The organism is Paenibacillus sp. UMB4589-SE434, from assembly GCF_030226685.1.
Lineage (GTDB): Bacteria > Bacillota > Bacilli > Paenibacillales > Paenibacillaceae > Paenibacillus_B.
Genome location: NZ_JASOYK010000006.1, coordinates 91513 through 110407 on the forward strand (window position 1 = coordinate 91513; position 18895 = coordinate 110407).

Below are 18895 nucleotides of genomic sequence, written 5' to 3' on the forward strand. Positions count from 1 at the left end.
GAGTAAGCAATAGTGCGAATGCTGCTAATTGCGTTGGTGCCAAGCGCTAGTTCGCACCTGCTCTCGTACTGGACGCGGCTTAAAGAACAAGCTCATCGACACACGTGCGCATGCGATGGTAGCCAGTACAAAGAGCAAGGACCAGAACAAAGCTGGAATGGCGGTCATACGCGCCAAGTTAGCTGCATCACCTGCTTGCGAAGGACTTTGTACGGACAGCATCACCAGGATCAAGGGACTTAACACGGATTCCACAAGACAAATAAACGCAACCAGCAAATAATAAAACTCCTGCAGCCATCGCCAAGGGGCGAAGCACACTGCTCCGCTTAATAGGATAAATCCGATGCCCCACGTCACGCCAAACGAATTACGCAAGAAGAAGAGCAGACATACAGCGGTCAGCACGGTTAGTACGATCAGTCCTACTTGCGTCCTGCCGCGTGAATACAGGAAAAATAACAGCATGGCAAATAGTGCAGATGTAAGATAGCCGGCTAGCGCGATCGGTATGAACTGCCAAGCGTGAGCGGCTGAGGAGTAAGTTACTCCGCTGTGGTCAGCAAATAGATGAATGTACCACACTTTTCCTGACACCAGTAGTGTCATCAAGGCATGCCCGAATTCATGGATTAACGTATCCACACTTTTGAAAAAAGATGAAAACGGAATGAACCGTGTCAGCACTGCCGCGCCTACTATAAATAAAATCGTCTTCCACCAGCGATTCATCTCTTAACCTCCTGTATGTGCCACAATACGCCCTTCTATTGTAACGAAACGGGAGCGGGACATCACGTCATTTTTTATATGAATTGAAAAGTAGATGATGTTGAAAAAGATGGCACTGTACATGTACTAGAGCGGTTAACGGAACACGAGATAGGAGCAGAAGGATGTAAACGGATAAGCCGACGCCCCGTTCCAGGGATATCGGCATCGTTATTAGTCTTGTATCAGACTTAGTTTGTAGTTCGTGAAATACAAATAGGTATTACCGTAAATCCACATATCTGCGTCACCAATATGGGATGCAGAAGGATAAGTTCTATCTGGCTCACCCCAAGCCAACCAAACTTGAAACATCTCCATTCCGACGGTTACCGTTTCATTTTCAATACTCTTCCATACGCTTTGTTTCCAATTATACAAACTCTTTAGGTTCTTGCCGAAGAATGGAAACCTTTCACTTATTGGTCCTGTTCCAAAAACAGCATGGGATACAGTCGCTTGAGTTCCATTTTGCTTACGCAACGTATAGTATAAGCTGCTGTCCTTATACTTGATCGAAGTAATTGTAACTTTTTCAAGGTGTTTCAGATTAGAACTGAAAATCGTATCTGCTTTACTTTTATTTATCCACATGGTTTGGTTAAGCAGTACGTTCTTTGATGCACGTAAATCTGTCTCAGATACATATTGATAGGGAATCGTTTCCGTTGTCCCGTCAGGCTTCATTACTTCGATGTTGTAATCATCAGGATCAACGGCAGATTTTGTGACGTCGATGATCCATCTGGAACTGAATTCAGATGTGGGAAATATCTTTTTGCCAAAGTCTTCACGCAGGCTACCAGGCACAGTTGAGATATGAGAAACCAGCTCGTCAGTCTTTGCTGCCCCAACAGCGGTATCCCACAGAAACAGCGATGTTGCACTTGATATGTACTTTCCTGTAATCGCGCTCATCTGCTGCAGCTTCTTAAAGGTGATATATGTCGTATTCTGGTGCAGAATCGTATTTTGTTTGTCGATGGAAAATGTTCCTTTATCGGTAACAACACGAATGGAAGGTCCATCATATTGAACTTTAATATGATCAAACGATTCGATAAGCCGGAGCGGAACGTAGGTTGCAGCATCGTTTACGATAACGGATTTGTAAGGTGATATTTGCAGCTTGCCGTTATAAAATGTACTAATTTCTTTATTCGTGTTGACAGGTTGAGCTGCTCCTGCAATAGGAGTAAAGCAGATAAATAAAACAAGTACAAGTACAAGCCAGTATGACTTTCTCATGATTTGAAGTTTCCCCCTATTTCTCTTATACAAGCTCTCCTATTATAAAATTACAACTCTATCATATCCAGTTATAAAATGGCAAAATATCCTGTTCGTCATGAAGCTGTATTCTTTGAATAAAGTGAATACAGTACGTAGCGGAATCAAATCTGTGTAAGAAAGTACAACATTTGTGGAACATAGTGCAATGGGTGTAAACGTTTTCGACCTATAATGTAGGAAGACAACACACAACTTGCGAGCGCTTGCATGAATGCTGAGCAGCGATTGCCCAACTTGGAATGGAGTGAGCCAGATGAAACTTGGAGTTAGTACTTATAGCTTGTACAACGCAATCCAGAACGGCCAATTGGATGTGCTTGGTGCGCTTGAATGGTTAAAAGAACAGGGTGCAGAACACGCAGAGATCGTTCCACTTGGATTTGATCTGCTGGATGATTCCCAATTGGCAGAAGATATTCGTGCAAAGGCAGAAGAAATCGGCTTGGAATTGTCCAATTATTGTATCGGTGCAAATTTTGCGGGACTGGATGAAGCTGCTTTCGAGGCTGAAGTGAAGCGGGTTCAAGCACATGTAGATGTTGCACACCGTTTAGGCGTAAAGCTGATGAGACACGACGTGGCCTCCAGACCACATGCAATGACAGGCACAGAATACTTCGAGCAGGACTTTCCGCAGCTTGTGGAGGCCTGCCAACGTGTAGCGGACTATGCATTACAATATGGCATCACAACAAGTGTGGAGAATCACGGCTTCTACTTGCAGGCAAGTGAGCGCGTACGGCGGCTCGTGATAGCGGTGAATCGGCCGAACTTTAAGACAACACTCGACGTCGGCAACTTTATTTGCGTAGATGAACCGTCTTTGTATGCGGTGCAGCAGAACTTGCCGTATGCATCAATGGTACACTTGAAGGATTTTTATATCCGACCTGCTAACTACAATCCTGGGGAAGGCTGGTTTAACTCTTTGCACGGTCAGCATCTGCGCGGCGCGATTGTAGGACAAGGAGACCTGCCGATTAGCGACATTATACAAGTTGTAAAGAACAATGGGTATGACGGTTACTTCTCCATCGAATTTGAAGGTATGGAAGATTGTTTGCAGGCCACTCGAATTGCGATTGCCAACGCGCGCCGGCTCTGGGAGCAAGCGTAACGTAACAAACAAGATTAGATCAGGAATAAGCAGCTTTACATTTATGGAGGGGATCGAGATGAGCAAGATTAAAGTAGGTATTATCGGTGCAGGCTCCATTTCCGAGTGTCATCTGGACGGATACCAAAAAAATGATAACGTAGAAATTTACGCGATCTGTGATTTGAACGAAGAGCGTGCAAAGGCCAAAGCGGATAAGTACGGTGCGGCTCACGTATATACCGATTATAATGAGCTGCTTGCGAATCCCGACATTGATGCCGTCAGCATTTGTACGTGGAATAACACCCATGCCCCGATCAGTATTGCGGCAGTTAAAGCGGGCAAGCATGTACTGGTGGAGAAGCCGATGTGTAAGACGGTTGAGGAGGCGTTGGCCGTAGAAGAGGCCGTTCGTTCATCAGATCGTACACTTCAAGTAGGGTACGTTCGCCGGTATGGTACTAACACTAAAGTGCTGAAGAAATTTATTGAAGCAGGCGATCTGGGGGATATTTATTACGCAAAAGCTTCTTGTATTCGTCGGCTCGGCAATCCAGGCGGATGGTTCAGTGATGTGGAGCGTTCGGGCGGTGGTCCACTGATTGATATCGGTGTTCATGTCATCGACTTGTGCTGGTACATGATGGGCAAGCCCAAGGTCAAATCGGTCACCGGCAATGCCTATAAGAAGCTTGGCAATCGTAATCATATTGAAAATTACGATTTCTATAAAGCAGCGGACTATGATGCAGAGCACAATACGGTGGAGGACATGGCGAATGCCTTGATTCGGTTCGAAAATGGTGCTTCGCTTGCCGTTGATGTCAGCTTCTCGTTGATGGCGAAAGAAGATGAAATTAGCATGAAGCTATTTGGTGATAAAGGCGGCGCTGAGATTGAGCCGAAGTTGACGATTATTGGCGAAAAGCATAATACGATGGTCAACATGACACCGCAGATCGATCATCTGAGTTTTGATTTTGATAAAGGGTTCCAGAATGAAATCGATCATTTTGTAAACTGTTGTCTTGGCAAGGAAGAAACGATCTGCCCAGTTGAGGACGGGGTCGAAATGCTCAAAATTTTGTGCGGTATTTATGAGTCCAGTGCGACAGGACGCGAAGTCGTATACTCCTCATAGCATGAATCGTATATTTGATAGCCATTCGGTGTAATAGAAGAAGGGTAGTCATGTCAGAACTTTCTAAATAGAGGAGTGCGTGCGGATATGGTAAAGCTGAACAACCCGATAGGGGTCATCACGGATAGTTTTCGTTTGCCGGTAAGGGAAGCGCTAGTAAAGGCCAAGGAAGTCGGCGCAGACGGTGTGCAAATATATGCAGTGTCGGGAGAGATGGACCCGGCTAACCTAAGTAAGGCTGCCCGTAAGGAACTGCGAGATTATATCGACAGCCTGGGGCTGCAAGTATCCGCACTGGTCGGTGACCTTGGAGGCCACGGCTTCCAGGACAAGGAAGCTAATCCAGCAAAGATTGAGAAATCGAAGCGGATTATGGATCTCGCATTTGATCTTGGGACACATATTGTGACAACACATATTGGGCTGGTACCTCACGAGCAGAACTATATTTTCGAAGAAATGCAGAAGGCATGCGAAGGGCTGAGCTTATATGCGAACAGTCTAGGCGGGCATTTTGCCATTGAAACAGGTCCAGAAACAGCGGCACATCTGAAATCGTTCCTGGACACTCTCACAGGCAAAGGCGTAGCGGTTAACTTTGACCCTGCTAACATGGTAATGGTTACGGGAGATGATCCGGTACAAGGCCTAATTACGCTCAAGGATTACGTGGTACACACGCACGTCAAAGACGGTGTAAAGCTGCAGGATGTTGATCCGCGTGACGTATACGGCATGCTCGGCTACGAGCCGATGTCGCATGAGAAGATTGCCGAGATGGCAACTTCCGGTCCATTTGCTGAGCTGCCGTTAGGTGAGGGCAAAGTCGATTTTGATGCTTATTTCCAAGCTGTCGCTGATATCGGATACACCGGATATTTGACGATCGAACGAGAAGTGGGCGACTCGCCAGAAGTAGATATTCGTAAAGCGGTAGAATTTATTAAGCGCTACAAGTAACAGACGAAGGCGCCATTGCTCGCAACTTTGAGCAGTGGCGCCTTTTGTGTATCCATTTGCATGAAGAGGTCGATTCAACTATACTACGTGTCAGTTAGAGGAAAGTGCATGGCGAGTAAAGTTAGTAGGTCATGCCGCAGTGCAAATGAAAACGAATTTGGATAGAGGAGTTGGCATGAATGGGCAGCATCAATCAGAAAATAGTAACCTTTTTAATGTTTGAAGGACAAGCAGAGGCTGCGATGAATTTCTATATCTCGTTGTTTGATGATTCGGAAGTCGTAAGTATTTCTCGTTATGGGGCGAATGAAGCTGGTGCGGAAGGAAGTATAATTCATGCTGCTTTTAAATTGCAAGGACAAACGTTTATGTGCATCGATAGCAGTGTGAAGCATGGCTTTACATTTACGCCGGCCATTTCTTTATACGTGAATTGTGATACGGAAGCAGAAATTGACCATGTCTTTGCAGCATTATCCGAGGGAGGCTCTGTACTTATGCCGCTGGGAGCATACCCATTTAGCAAGAAGTTTGGCTGGGTGGCTGACAAATACGGCGTCACTTGGCAGTTAACGCTAACAGACAATTAGATATTAGGTGATAGGTGTTGTCAAGCCGCCGCTGTATTTCGAGTAGCGGCTTGGCCATCTTACCACCTGATTCCCTGCTGGATCTCCTCGATAATCGCTTTCACGCCATCATCAATCGACTCCGACTTTGCTCGGGAGATGCTAATTCTAATAAACTTTTCTCGTTCTGCATAATCATTCAAATAAAATCCGCGCCCAGACACAACGTGTACTTTTCGTTTAGCGAGTCGCCTCGTTAATTGTTCCAAATTAACCTTTTGTGGCAGTTTAAACTGAATATAAATTCCTGAATTGATAACCGGAACTTCAATCAGTCCTGCTTCGTTGTACCGTCCTACTGCTTCGTTAAGTAAACGGATTCGTTCTTCGTACTGACTTATTATTTTGTGCTTGTGCCGTTCGTACATACCGTTATTGATATACACTTCAAGCGCCGCCTGAGACAATAGCGAGGTGTCGCCGTATCTGCTGGCATCGTTGAACTTGTTTATTAGTCGATCAGGCAGCACGGCTGCACCCAATCTTAAGCCTGGAAAAATGATTTTAGAAAAGCTCTTCACATAAATCACGTGGGAAGATCTATTGTAGGCAAAGATGGGCTCAAAATTGCGTTCAACGCCTAAATCTGCCATATAATCATCCTCGACGATAAAAACATCGTATTTGGTAGCAAGCTCAGCGATCGCTTTTCTTTCGTCTGCGCTCAACGTGGTTCCCAGTGGATTTTGGTATCTTGGCATCGTGTAGAAAAACTTGATCTTCCCGCTGCTAAAGTGTGCCTCAAGCGCTGCCAAGTCAATACCAGCCGCTGTGCGGGCGATCCCGATGACCGGGATATTTTTGCTTTCCAAGTAGCGCAAATAGATATCGTATCCTGGCTGCTCAACGAGGATGGACGTCCCGCTGCCTGGGAAATCCATATTCGACAGCAGTTCAAGCACTGGCTGGATGCCAGATGTGACAAAGATACGCTCTGCCGGTGCAAATACTTGATCACTAGCCAAGTGGGAAACAAGCGTATGACGCAGTTTATCTAGACCATGGGTATCGCCGTATGTAAAGAGGTTGTATTTATAAGTATCAATTGCTTTATTAAGGCAATGCTGAAAATCCAAATAAGGAAAAACGTTGATATCCGGCGACGCTGATGCAAAATCTATCATGTCATTGTCTGCGTTGTCACAACTATTCCCAAGTATGTCGACCACGTAGAAGCCGCTCTGTGGAATGGAATAGATGGCATGCCGTTTTTCGAGTTCTGCGTACGCCCGTATAATCGTGCTAATACTGCAATGGTACAATGCTGCAGCACTTCGTACAGAAGGCAGCTTGTGGCCGGGCTTGTACTGCTGATTTTTTATTTTCTCTTCCATATCGGATAAAATGGCATCATATTTTTTCATCCCTCTGCCTCCTTTTATAAAGTCTTATTTATTATACATGAAGTAAACTGTACCGATACAGTTTGGAAAAAGTCATTTTTATGTTAATAGCATGCAAATGTAGTTGACCCCAAACAATTACACCGGGGGTAGTGGTCCCCGGTGTATTGTTGACTGTTCTTAGTTGGTCTGACTCATAAACTATGAGGAAGGCTTAGCGTGTGTAAGTAGTGCCTCCAAGTCAGCCTTTGCTTGTGGGCTAATCTGCTCACTTACCGTATTAAGAAGGCCGTTGACAGAGGTCATTTTACCAGAATAAGTCTTATAAAAAGATTGTATCCAGCTGTTAAAGGCCTCTAACTTATATTGATTCACCCATTGAATGAGCGCAGCGGTGCCTTTTGTCTGGTAATGCAGCTCAGCATCAGCCCCCAATCTTACTGCTGGTGCTGCGGGAGGATACATATCTGTATTTAGGATCGCAGGCTGAGGCCATGGTTTATTTTTCTGATCATGCTCGAAATAGGCCGTTAAAAACGCGGATAATCCGTCACTTATAAAGCCGTCTGTGCTCGCATTGGAGCCAATTACATTTTGAGTCCACTGCTTAGCTACAGCGCGTATTAGTTCATCCTGACGAACGGAACCGTCTGGTTGGCGGCTGAATACAACGATTCCATCAGGGCTGTAGGACATTCCATTATAGGGAGCTTCTACTAACTTGAGCTCAGGATAAGGCAATGGTCCGACTGTGGCAGATAGCCAATCTGCTGCAGAAGCGACGGTGTCAAGGACAGCAGCGTAATCAACGGACTTCTGATCGTTTACGGCATGAATACGGTGAACACTTAAGCGTAAATTATTTTTTAATGTACGTTCACCTTCCTGCTTATAACGGCCCCCGTAGAAAGCAAATTGTCTGCTTGCCTCTGACTTTGTTTCTAGTAGCAGTCGCCCATCCTTCTGTTTGCGATCAATTTCTTGCCCGGTCGTTACCATTTCCCAAGCTTCGGGTACATCAAGCATGACATGATATTGCCCCATTGGGTAGAAGTCGCTGCGGTAGGACGAGTTATAAGGTACACGATTCCACCCGCGATCAGATTGGTTATATACAGCAAGTTGTGGCGTCCACATGTAGCCGCCAACCGTGTGATCGGAGTAGCTTAGCGCGTGAGCGCCAAACGGGAATTTTACCTCGTATCTTATAGTTAGTTTGATTGTCGTCCCTGGCTGCATCCTTTTTGGGAGCTTTATCGTTAACGCTTGGTTCTGATGGTTATAAGTGAGGGGCTTGCCACTCGCTGTTGTAACAGAGTAAGTGGTAATTCCGCCTTGAAAATCGTCTACCACTTTTTGTGCGCCTTCCTGCTTTGTTTCCAATAATGATTTATTTAACTGTCTATCACGTATAGGCTGCTTGGAGATGTTACGATACACATCTGCGAACCAGTGAAATACGAGTTCGGACAAAGGATCGCCGTATTCATTTCTAAACGTAATATCGGCTGTTGTCTGCAGCGTATGGCTGTTATCCAACCATCTTGCATGGATATTATATAGGAGAGGTGGGTCTGTATGGGCCGCTTCGCTAATTGCCGGCCGCTGGTTGATCTTTATACCCGCCAGTACGATTAAAATGATAATGAGCAGCATGGCGATAATCATTACCGTGCGCTGGGGCTTGAATCGGTACATAGTAATAGGACTCCTTCCTGCTTAGTCAATCTTTATTGAAGATACCTAAGATCAACTGTATCGCAAACAGGAACGATGGAGTATTGATATAACTTACAGAAAGCTTACAGCATTGTAATGAACTTCCATGCCTCTGGCTGGAATCAATGAGCTTTCTCATGAAGTTCCAATTCTGCTAGAGATAAGAAGCCCGAGAAGGGGGATTGGTGTTATGCGGATGTTCGAGGTGCCCATAGGATGATGGCGACACCAATGATACAGATGGCTGCACCGATCACATCGTAGCGATCAGGGAGCTTCTTGTCAACCAGCCATCCCCACAAGACGGCTAGTACAATAAATACGCCGCCATATGCGGCATACACTCTGCCGAATGATGGAAAGTTCTGAAGCGTCGGTACAATGCCGTATCCAATCAAGATCAAGCTGCCTACGATACCGTACCAGAGTGGCTTTGCTTCTCGAAGCCATAACCATACGAGATATCCGCCCCCAATCTCAGCGAGTCCTGCAGCGATAAAGAGTAAAATGGCTATAAACACGTATTACATGCTCCTCTCTTATTTAAAAATAACGATGGCGGTTGACTTCGTATGGTGTACGAATACTGCTTGCATTTACTGTGTGTGATGCGTAAGCTCCCTTGCTGTGTAGAGGAGAGTGCGGCCAGCATGCCGCTGCAATTAAACGGATATGTACCCACGCAACCAATCGGACCGTAATTTTACGCTCTACGATTATTATAGCGCAGTACTCTTAAAAAGGAAGTTGGGGTTCATGTTCTGGTCATTTGACTGACAAAAAAAGCATGGGCTCCTGCTCCCCATGCTTGCTTATAATGACGAAAGACTGACAAGCTATCCTAGCACATTAACACGAAAGGATAGTTGCCGTCTTGAATGACCTGCTCCAATGTAATCGGTATGGGGAGACCTTCTTGGGACAGCATATAGAACGACTTGCCCCAGTCGTGGTGGTACTTCTGCAGTAGTTCAGTAAATGCGGTCCAGCGATGCTGCATCATGGCTTTATTTACTTCAAACACGGTTACGTTAACCTTATTTCGCAAAAGCTGTTCCATGCCTAAGAAGGCTTCGTATTCCCCTCCTTCTATATCAACCTTAAGCCAGTCAATACGGGGCAGGTGCTTCAGCTCTTGATCAAGAACGGCCGCTTTTACAGATACGATTTCGAACTCATCGGTGTAATGCTGGTTGTATGCTTGATCATGCTCGCGAATGGAACTGTTGCCCATAAACCGCTTCGCGATATGAAAAGTTACATCCCCAGGCTCATGGTACACAGCTTCTTGCCGCACCTGAGTGCGGTCGTGCAAATAATTTAATGACAGGTTATCATTTAGGAAATGGAGCAAATGTGGATTTGCTTCATAGGCATACAAGTGTCCTGTTTGGCCGATCAGATGGCCAAGCAGAACAGAAAAGTAACCGATATTGGCACCGACATCAACAACGACCTGACCAGGCTTAACCATACGAGAAAAGTAATTCGTTAAGGGAGACTCGAACACCCCCGTGAGGGCTAAAAAGGGCATCAAGCTTAAATCATCTGACGGACAGATAAGCAAGCCACCGTATCCCGTTTTTAACAGCATGCGCTGGTTACCAATATAGCACGCATCCATAGGTACCACCTCATTATTTTTGCTTTTGCCTGTGCGATAAGGCTGTTAATAAGCAGTTTATGGGTGGTTAAGTAGTTGCATGCATAGGCTGATGAGATACTTGTGAATACATGTTTAGTGAATTAGAATAGTCGCACATGCGAGTATACAATATAATCCAATTGGTGTAATCTGGATAAGGATAGGAGTATGGGAGTTAAATCGAAAAGGCGAGAGGAGATTAAGCGATGACAGCTGCGAATCCTATTCTAAATGAGGTCTCTAATGTGTTTATCCCTGTCAGCAACATAGAAGCAGCTCGTGACTGGTATTGTACACTGCTTGGACTGTCCGTGGAATGTGACATTATTGGCGGTCACTTATGTTCTCTCCCAATGCGAGACGGTACTGGTATTATTCTAGATACGATGCCGATGTGGGGCGGCAAGGCGCCTGATGGTCCGCCGACCTACCAGACACCTGCGGTGATGTTAAAAACCGATGACATATATGCCTCCTTTGCATATATGCAGGAAAGAGGAATCGAGCTTGTTACAGAGATCGAGAATGGACATTGGTTTGTTTTTAAAGATCCAGATGGGAATCTGCTCATGATATGCGCGTAATCATCAAAGGAATACCTATGTTGCTGAAGGGTCGCACTGCGACTCTTTTCTATGTACAGCAGATTAGTTTGAAGCGTAAAAGATACTTCATCCTACCAACAATCTGATCAAAGATTAATTGGATAGGCTAACTCCAGTTCATCCCCAGTACGGCCGCGTATCCCCCAATTATGCTTCGGAGATTCAATAATCGTGATCTCGATATCATTCATTTCGATATCCAACTGCTCCGTAATATGCTGATACAGCATGCTGATCAGACGTTTTTTTGTTTCGACGGAACGCCCTTCAAACATAAGGATCTCGATCACGGTGTACTTCGCACTTCTGTCAGACGGAAAACTGAAGTCCTCTGGATCTAGATGGATGAATCGATGAAATTTTTTGTCTGGAGGACACTGTAGTGCATCAACGATGCAGGAATGAATAATCATCGACAATTGAGCTTGTCGTGGCTTTAATTGCGTTCGTATGCCGTATACCTTGACTTGTCCCATCAGGTAATGAGCCCCCTGTATATGAAGTGGTGATAGACTATAAAATACATTATAATAATTCATATAAAAAGTTTCCATATTTTGCTCATAAAAAGGGGAGTCATCATGATTTTGTTGGACGCCAAGCCGCTTCACCGGCTCTTGCAGCCTCTAATTGAACAGATGACGTATGTTCCTTCTCTCATACATGCCGTGCTGCATGACAATATTGAAGGTTCGGTCTGGGTAAATGACAACTTAAATCCAACAACGGCGGTAATTGGTACAAAGAGCGGTTTATTTGCTGTATTGGGGAATGCGGCAGATCACCATGTGTATGCATGGCTGAACAGCCTTTATACGTACCGATATCGAGATTCCAACAAGCGTTTTTCAGTGTTTGTTTCATCACCGGAATGGGAGCGGGTGCTGACCGATATGATGGGGGATAACGGCGAAAGGCACCGCAGAGCCTCTTATGTGCTGCGTCACAAGCTGGACTCATTTCCTCCCGCATATGTGGAGGCAGGTTTTGGGCTTAAGCGTATAACACCGGAGACGATACAAGAGAGCTTGATGTTTAAGGCTGCTTATTACGAAGAGTATTGGGGTTCTGTCACACGATTTTTACGAAAAGGCTTCGGGTATGTCATTACTTACGAGGAACGAATCGTATGCGAATGTACGGCAATCTTCCTTGGACATCCCTATGTAGAAGTAGATATTGCGACACATCCGGAATTCCGTGGACTAGGTCTAGGTCGTATTGCTGCAGCGGCATTCATACAGCATAGTTGGCGTCAAGGTCTAATGCCGCGTTGGGAATGTAATATAGACAACAAATCATCGATGCGCCTGGCTGAAAAGCTCAGCTTTTCTCACGCAAATGCCTATACGGTTATTACAAAGGTTTCTAGTTAAAGGGCATTTAAGTACTGTACTAGCCCATGCTTTCTGTCATAAATAAAAGAGGACCGCTAAGCGGTCCTCTTGGCGTTCATGTTAAATGCCCCATTCTCGGAGATGCAGACTGCGCACACCTTCAACTACATAAGGATCGTTTTCGGCAAGCTGCTGAGCTTCTTCCAGCGAATCTGCTATGTAGATCACCATGCCGCCGGAACCGTCTTTAAATGGACCTTTTAAGTGTACTTTTCCTTGTTCGCTGAGCGTAGCTAAGTACTCTAAATGATGCGGACGGAACGTCAAGTTTTTGGATTCGTCTTTCATGTCCAATACTGCTGCAAAGTAAGCCATATGATCGCTCTCCTTTGATACTAGTAGATTCATTAGACTATTATAGCTTAAATGGGATGGTTGTGCAGTGCACTTAAGGAAAGCGGCTATCAGTCAGCCGCCTTATAATGCGATGAGTCTATACATCCCTAAAGACTTTGGTTGCGTATAGTCAAAGCCAAATTGCTTATACAGTTGGTCGGCTGGAACATCAGCGAGTAGACTGATATATGCGCCTTTAGGTGCATGGATGTCCAAATATGTCGTTATTTCGTTCATAATCAGCTTACCTAATCCTTGGCCTTGCTGCGCAGGATCAACTGCAATGTCTACTACTTGATAAAAGCAGCCGCCGTCTCCAATTATTCTTCCCATCCCGATTAGCTTGTCCTCTTGGCGTAAAATAACAGCAAAAATGGAGTTGGATAATCCGATTTTTGCTCCATCAAGCGATTTGAGGCTAAGTCCAGTCTGTGCTCTTAATTGTAAGTATTCTTCAGGTTGGGGAGCTTCGTATAGTACGGTTATCTTGCTGTTTGCTGAATCCATATTATACCCTCCATAGGTAGATCAATTGATGGGACATGATCCTTTTCTGGATTGAAAACATGTCCATAAGATTATTATAAAGCAATGGTGAGGCTGGATAAATAAGCAAGGTACGCGCACTCGGGAGTACAGTATTAATTTCTCTTTCAGCTATCAATAAAAAGGAGTAAAAGAAACACAAAAGAAAACGGGGCAGACCCGCTCTTTTGTGTTTCTTTTTGCTAGTTTTTACGGTTTATCTTAAATGATCTTACAAGCTGATGGATTGTGTGCTTTGTGCCCGTCTGTGTGACTTAGTTCGCCTGTACTGCTGTGCGGCGCATCGCCATTACGTTTGACACGATCCTATGCCCCGCGGCACCAGACATGGTCAAAATGGATTCCGGATGGAATTGGACGGCCGCGATGGGCAACTCCTTGTGCTCCACTGCCATCACAACTCCGTCATCGGCCATGGCAGTAGCCTGCAAGCACTCGGGTACTTGTGCGGCGTACAGTGAATGGTAGCGGCCAATCTTAAAGCTGGACGGCAGCCCATCCCAGAGCGGAGTACGCTGCGTAATAGACAGGCATGCCGGTTTACCGTGCTGTGGATAGTCCAGAACACCTAGTTGACCGCCAAAGTATTCGACAATCCCTTGCAAGCCTAAGCAAACGCCAAATATCGGCAGCTGGCGATCCGCACACAGCTGTATTGTCGTGTGAAGATCAAAGTCGCTCGGTGTCCCAGGTCCTGGCGACAGGACAACAAGATCAAAGGTATTATTTTGACGAAGCAGCTGCTGCGCGTGTTTGGTTCTGACCGTTATGACTTCAGCGCCTGTTTGCCTGAAATAGCTGGCGAGCGTATGGACAAAGGAATCTTCGTGGTCAACAAACAAAATACGCTGTCCAACACCCGTTAAATTGTCCTCTTGTTCAGCATTTTTCACTTTTGTAGTACCGCGGATAGCCTGAATGAGGGCAGCACCTTTTACAAGTGTTTCTTGTTCTTCCTCTTCAGGGATGGAATCATACAGCAGGGTAGCTCCTACCCGCACTTGGGCAACACCGTGACTCATCCTAATGGTACGGAGTGTCAGACCCGTATTCAGATTGCCGTTAAACGTGTACATGCCGACAGCACCGCCGTACCAGCCGCGCGCGTCTGCCTCGTGGTCTTCGATCCATTGGATCGCGGCACGCTTGGGAGCGCCTGTAACTGTAACCGCCCACATATGTGTCATAAACGCATCTAAGGCATCAAATTCCGGCAATAGTCTGCCTTCAATATGATCTACGGTATGGATCAAATGGGAGTACATTTCCAGCTGGCGTCGGCCAATTACGTTGACACTGCCAGGAACACAAATCCGTGACTTATCGTTCCGATCTACATCTGAGCACATCGTTAGCTCCGCTTCGTCCTTCTTGGAATTAAGCAAGGTACGAATCTGCTCCGCATCTTCTAGCGGAGATATACCACGCTTAATCGTACCGGAGATCGGGCAAGTTTCAACCCGATTTCCTTCTACGCGCACGTACATTTCGGGTGATGATCCAACCAGATGCTCATGTCCCAGATGGATAAAAAATCCGTAAGGACTGGGGTTAATCGCATTTAACCGTTTAAATACTTCGGAAGGCTTGTCATGATAAGGCTCCACGAGCGTATGGGAGGGCACCACTTCAAACAAGTTGCCCGCACGAAATTCATGGACAGCTTCTTCGACGAGTTGCCCGTATTTTCCTGGCTGGTAAGGCTGTGGTGAGGGAATGTGAGCATCTGTACCAGTGATATCATTGGCAATTGCTCGTTCCATATCCTGTGTTGTGAGCCCCTCAAATGCGAAATCATAATAAAGCGTATAGGCCTGGCCGATATGTCGATCGACGATAACAATCTCATCGGGCACGTAAAGTACAAGATCTGTATGGGTGTCGGAACGTGTATGTTTTAAGCGCAAAGACTCAAATTGAAACACAAGATCGTATCCAAAGGCACCATATAAGCCAAGGTGGGAGTCTTCAGGCGAGTGAAATATGTCTTTGAAGAGACGCATCAGCATGAAGATGGAGGGCTGGCGTGTCCGTTCTTCTTCAAATACAACTTCCTCAGCCGATTCCATAGTGCCGAGAATGGTGCTATCGGTATTTGATTTAATTATTAGTTCAGATGTACGTTCAAGGTGAGGGCGAATGATGTCAAGGAGTACACAACCGCGTGCATTAAGCGCACGACATTCAAACTGCTTGCCAGAGGCACGCAGTTCCAGTGGTGGATCGGTAAATCCGATATCCCAGCGCGAATAACGTCCGGGATATTCATAACCACTCGTAAACAAAGCACCTCGAACCTGATCGATCCGAGACACTATTCTTGTGATGGATGCCTCAATTTCAGTCGGAATTAAATGACGGGTAACGTGAACGCCGCCGTGGGTAACATAATTGTGTTGCTGTGCGGATAATGGAAAGTGAATGCTCATCTGTCTCTTCCTCCTTAAAATGTGGAGAAGAGAGCTGAGAAGAAGAATCCCCTAGCGTAGATAAATATATAACTTTGCTCGACTCAACTCATCTCAACGTTCTCTCTGCTCTACTCTGCTCAACTGGTATCCTGCATGAACGGCTTGCACATCGTACAGTCAACTGCCGAATTCGCTCGCTTTCATGCCTGTCTTAGCTTTCTATACTAAGATTTATCTCATTGTAATGAAAAAGGTCGAGTTCGTCAAAGGAAAGCTGTTCCGAACATCAAAAAAGCGAAGACATAAAGTCTTCGCCTGTTATTAATAAACGATGTCTTAATTCATCTGGGAAATGCTAACAATAGCTTGAAGCTAGCCCACTCATATGCTAAGATGGGAGTACTTATTGTCTAGCGTTTAGTGATTTAAGCATTATTATCTAATAATAGATTACCACAGAAATAATGCTTTGTCAAACAGTATGTAATTATTAACATAAAGGGAGCGGTGACATGAGTACAGACAATCAAGAGTGGCTGAACGAGCAGGAACGCGTCAATCGTATTGTGGCTGAAATCCATGATCGTATTGAAGTTCTGGGGCATCAAGTAAGTGACGTGAGAACGGATATCGTAGACATCCGAAAGACGTTCTGGGACGACGTAACCGTTAACTTTGAGGACGGTGATGAAGCCGCTGAGACGGCAGCGAGCATTAAGCAGCAAGCCGAGCTGATGTCCGAGCGGGAACGGAGCCATCGTCATGCGCAAAAGCAAATGAAGACATTGGCAAGGCTGGAGCAGTCACCTTATTTCGGCCGCATTGATTTTAAGGAGACGGGCGAGCCAGGTGCGGATAAGGTGTACCTTGGCATTGCTTCATTATTAGATAAGAGTGGAATGGAGTTCCTAATTTATGATTGGCGAGCACCAGTATCCAGCTTGTATTACGATTACCCGCCAGGCCCAGCCAAATACGAGACGCCTGGTGGAGCAATTGATGGTGAGATGCAATTAAAACGGCAGTTTATTATTCGTAATGGTCGCATCAGCAGCATGTTTGATACGGGTGTGACAATTGGCGACGAACTGCTTAAAGAAGTGTTGGGGAAACAGGCAGACTCTCAAATGAAGAGTATCGTAGCTACGATCCAAAGTGAGCAGAATCGCATTATTCGCAATGAACACAGCAGACTGCTTGTCGTGCAAGGTGCAGCGGGTAGTGGTAAGACTTCGGCTGCATTGCAGCGTGTTGCTTATCTCCTGTATCGTTATCGTCAGACGCTCAGTGCAGAACAAATTGTGTTATTTTCCCCTAACCCGATGTTTAACCATTATGTATCAACGGTGCTGCCAGAGCTTGGTGAGGAAAATATGCAGCAGGTTACTTATCAGGAGTTTTTGGATCACCGCTTAAGTCCCTTCTTTGCAGTGGAAGATCCGATTGATTTGCTGGAATATGAGCATTCAGCCAAAGATGATGCTGCTTACGGTGTGCGAATGGCTGCTGTCAGTTATAAATCTTCCGTCAGTTTTATGGAGACGATCGAACGATATGTGGAGTATTTGGGGCGAGAAGGTATGATATTTAAGTCTATTTACTTCCATGATGATGTGATTGTTTCTGCTGAACGATTATGTGAGCTGTTCTATTCGTATAGTCAGGCGATTTCAATTCCGAATCGGGTGGATATGCTGAAGGATTGGATACTCAAACAGTTAAAGGCATATTCTCGAACGCAGACTCAAAAGCCATGGGTAGAAGAACAGATGGAGCTGCTGGAAAAAGAGGACTACTTGTGGGCGCATCAAGAACTTCGACGCAGACGCGGAAGTACGCCTGAAGAGGATACCTTTGATGATTTTGATCGTGAACAGGAACTGATGGCGATTAAGATTGTTCAGGATGCGTTAAAACCGCTGCGAAATATGGTTAAAAAATTGATGTTTATCGATTTGCAAGGCATTTACATGCAGTTGTTCGAGAATACTCGTATAGCCGCTTCTTTGCAGTCAAAGCTGCCAAATGAGTGGGCGGGCATTGCCCGGATGACGACAGAACGTCTGTATGCTGGTATTCTGCTCTATGAGGATGCAACGCCTTATCTTGATCTTCAAGGGCGAATTGAAGGTGTACACGTCAATACGACAATCCGCCATGTCTTTATTGACGAAGGACAGGATTACTCGCCTTATCAATACTTCTTTGTGAAGCGTATGTTCCCGCGCAGCCGGATGACAGTGCTTGGCGACTTGAACCAAGCCATCTTTACGCATGCAGGTTCAGGTAGTGGGTTGCAAGCGATCAAGGAGCATTATGACGATGGCGAGACAGAGACCTTTGTATTAACGCAGAGCTATCGATCAACAAGGCAGATCGTCGAATTCACGCGGCAGTTGATTAAAGGCGGCGAGGTGATCCAGCCGTTTAATCGGAACGGTGTGATGCCGACCTTAATGAAGGTACCCAATGAAGCAGTACTAATAAAGAATATAGCTCAGCGTATTCAATCACTTCAAGCGGAAGGGTACCAGTCTATCGCCGTTATCTGCAAGACGGCTGCTGAAAGTGAACGTGCGCATGCGGCGCTGAAGGATCTGGTTCAGCTTCGACTCATCGGCAAGAACACAGCTTCTTTTGAGCGCGGGACGCTGGTTATCCCTTCGTATTTGGCTAAGGGTGTGGAGTTCGATGCTGTGCTTGTATATAACACATCCGCTGAACATTACGCCCAAGAAGGAGAACGAAAACTGTTCTATACCGCATGTACCCGTGCCATGCATGAACTCTACATGTATTATACGGGGGAGCGAAGCCCATTTATTAATGAAGTTGGTGAAGACAGCTACGTACACGTAGAAGGAAATTAGTAGTGAACTGTTAGGCTTCTGCGAGTGGGATATGATGCATATTAACGATTGCGTTTGGTGTTATAGTTTGGTTCAAGATGATCTTACGAAGAATTCGAGCTAGAAATAAGCCTGGCAGGTGAGCTGCCAG

Annotated in this window: 17 protein-coding genes; 7 read left to right on the top strand and 10 right to left on the bottom strand. The window is 45.6% G+C overall.

Annotated elements, in window-relative coordinates; all coding sequences use genetic code 11:
- Positions 1–24: 24 nt before the first annotated feature.
- Together QP775_RS19155 and QP775_RS19160 are read right to left on the bottom strand one after the other, a co-directional pair.
- Positions 25–732, bottom strand: coding sequence for a M50 family metallopeptidase (locus QP775_RS19155; RefSeq protein ID WP_285108453.1), 708 nt, complete (start codon positions 730–732; stop codon positions 25–27).
- A gap of 213 nt (positions 733–945) precedes the next feature.
- Positions 946–2019: a hypothetical protein gene (locus QP775_RS19160; protein WP_285108455.1), complete on the bottom strand. Its 1074-nt coding sequence runs from the start codon at positions 2017–2019 to the stop codon at positions 946–948.
- 298 nt (positions 2020–2317) lie between these two features.
- On the opposite strand from QP775_RS19160, the gene QP775_RS19165 reads away from it, so the two are divergent.
- From QP775_RS19165 to QP775_RS19180, 4 genes are all read left to right on the top strand, one after another.
- Positions 2318–3181: a sugar phosphate isomerase/epimerase family protein gene (locus QP775_RS19165; RefSeq protein ID WP_285108457.1), complete on the top strand. Its 864-nt coding sequence runs from the start codon at positions 2318–2320 to the stop codon at positions 3179–3181.
- Positions 3182–3239: 58 nt separating this feature from the next.
- Positions 3240–4304: a Gfo/Idh/MocA family protein gene (locus tag QP775_RS19170; RefSeq protein WP_239332252.1), complete on the top strand. Its 1065-nt coding sequence runs from the start codon at positions 3240–3242 to the stop codon at positions 4302–4304.
- Positions 4305–4391: 87 nt separating this feature from the next.
- Positions 4392–5264: a sugar phosphate isomerase/epimerase family protein gene (locus QP775_RS19175; RefSeq protein ID WP_285108459.1), complete on the top strand. Its 873-nt coding sequence runs from the start codon at positions 4392–4394 to the stop codon at positions 5262–5264.
- Positions 5265–5443: 179 nt separating this feature from the next.
- Complete coding sequence (locus QP775_RS19180; protein WP_285108461.1) at positions 5444–5854, top strand: VOC family protein; 411 nt, start codon at positions 5444–5446, stop codon at positions 5852–5854.
- 59 nt (positions 5855–5913) lie between these two features.
- Here QP775_RS19180 and QP775_RS19185 read toward each other — a convergent pair whose 3' ends face one another.
- From QP775_RS19185 to QP775_RS19200, 4 genes are all read right to left on the bottom strand, one after another.
- The gene (locus QP775_RS19185) at positions 5914–7257 is read right to left on the bottom strand and encodes an aminotransferase-like domain-containing protein (RefSeq protein WP_285108463.1); all 1344 of its coding nucleotides are present in this window, start codon (positions 7255–7257) and stop codon (positions 5914–5916) included.
- A 180-nt stretch (positions 7258–7437) separates the two neighbouring features.
- Positions 7438–8934, bottom strand: a complete 1497-nt coding sequence (locus QP775_RS19190) for a gluzincin family metallopeptidase (RefSeq protein ID WP_285108465.1) — start codon at positions 8932–8934, stop codon at positions 7438–7440.
- 209 nt (positions 8935–9143) lie between these two features.
- Entirely contained in the window at positions 9144–9476 is a 333-nt protein-coding gene (locus QP775_RS19195; RefSeq protein WP_239332242.1) for a YnfA family protein, read from the bottom strand.
- A 320-nt stretch (positions 9477–9796) separates the two neighbouring features.
- Complete coding sequence (locus tag QP775_RS19200; RefSeq protein ID WP_285108469.1) at positions 9797–10579, bottom strand: FkbM family methyltransferase; 783 nt, start codon at positions 10577–10579, stop codon at positions 9797–9799.
- A gap of 227 nt (positions 10580–10806) precedes the next feature.
- On the opposite strand from QP775_RS19200, the gene QP775_RS19205 reads away from it, so the two are divergent.
- Positions 10807–11184 (top strand): VOC family protein, encoded by a 378-nt coding sequence (locus tag QP775_RS19205; protein WP_285108470.1) that lies wholly within the window; start codon positions 10807–10809, stop codon positions 11182–11184.
- Between the two features lie 107 nt (positions 11185–11291).
- On the opposite strand, the gene QP775_RS19210 is transcribed toward QP775_RS19205, so the two are convergent.
- Positions 11292–11681 carry a tautomerase family protein gene (locus QP775_RS19210; protein WP_285108472.1) on the bottom strand — a complete coding sequence of 130 codons (390 nt, stop codon included), beginning with the start codon at positions 11679–11681 and terminating at the stop codon, positions 11292–11294.
- 105 nt (positions 11682–11786) lie between these two features.
- On the opposite strand from QP775_RS19210, the gene QP775_RS19215 reads away from it, so the two are divergent.
- Complete coding sequence (locus QP775_RS19215; protein WP_285108474.1) at positions 11787–12581, top strand: GNAT family N-acetyltransferase; 795 nt, start codon at positions 11787–11789, stop codon at positions 12579–12581.
- An 81-nt stretch (positions 12582–12662) separates the two neighbouring features.
- Here the strand turns inward: QP775_RS19215 and QP775_RS19220 are convergent, their stop codons facing one another.
- The 3 genes from QP775_RS19220 to QP775_RS19230 form a co-directional block, all read right to left on the bottom strand.
- Positions 12663–12917, bottom strand: coding sequence for a YciI family protein (locus QP775_RS19220; protein ID WP_239332232.1), 255 nt, complete (start codon positions 12915–12917; stop codon positions 12663–12665).
- 102 nt (positions 12918–13019) lie between these two features.
- Complete coding sequence (locus QP775_RS19225; RefSeq protein ID WP_285108478.1) at positions 13020–13445, bottom strand: GNAT family N-acetyltransferase; 426 nt, start codon at positions 13443–13445, stop codon at positions 13020–13022.
- Between the two features lie 293 nt (positions 13446–13738).
- Positions 13739–15913 (bottom strand): anthranilate synthase component I, encoded by a 2175-nt coding sequence (locus QP775_RS19230; protein WP_285108480.1) that lies wholly within the window; start codon positions 15911–15913, stop codon positions 13739–13741.
- A gap of 494 nt (positions 15914–16407) precedes the next feature.
- On the opposite strand from QP775_RS19230, the gene helD reads away from it, so the two are divergent.
- Positions 16408–18765 carry an RNA polymerase recycling motor HelD gene (gene helD, locus QP775_RS19235; RefSeq protein ID WP_285108482.1) on the top strand — a complete coding sequence of 786 codons (2358 nt, stop codon included), beginning with the start codon at positions 16408–16410 and terminating at the stop codon, positions 18763–18765.
- The last annotated feature ends 130 nt before the right edge of the window (positions 18766–18895 follow it).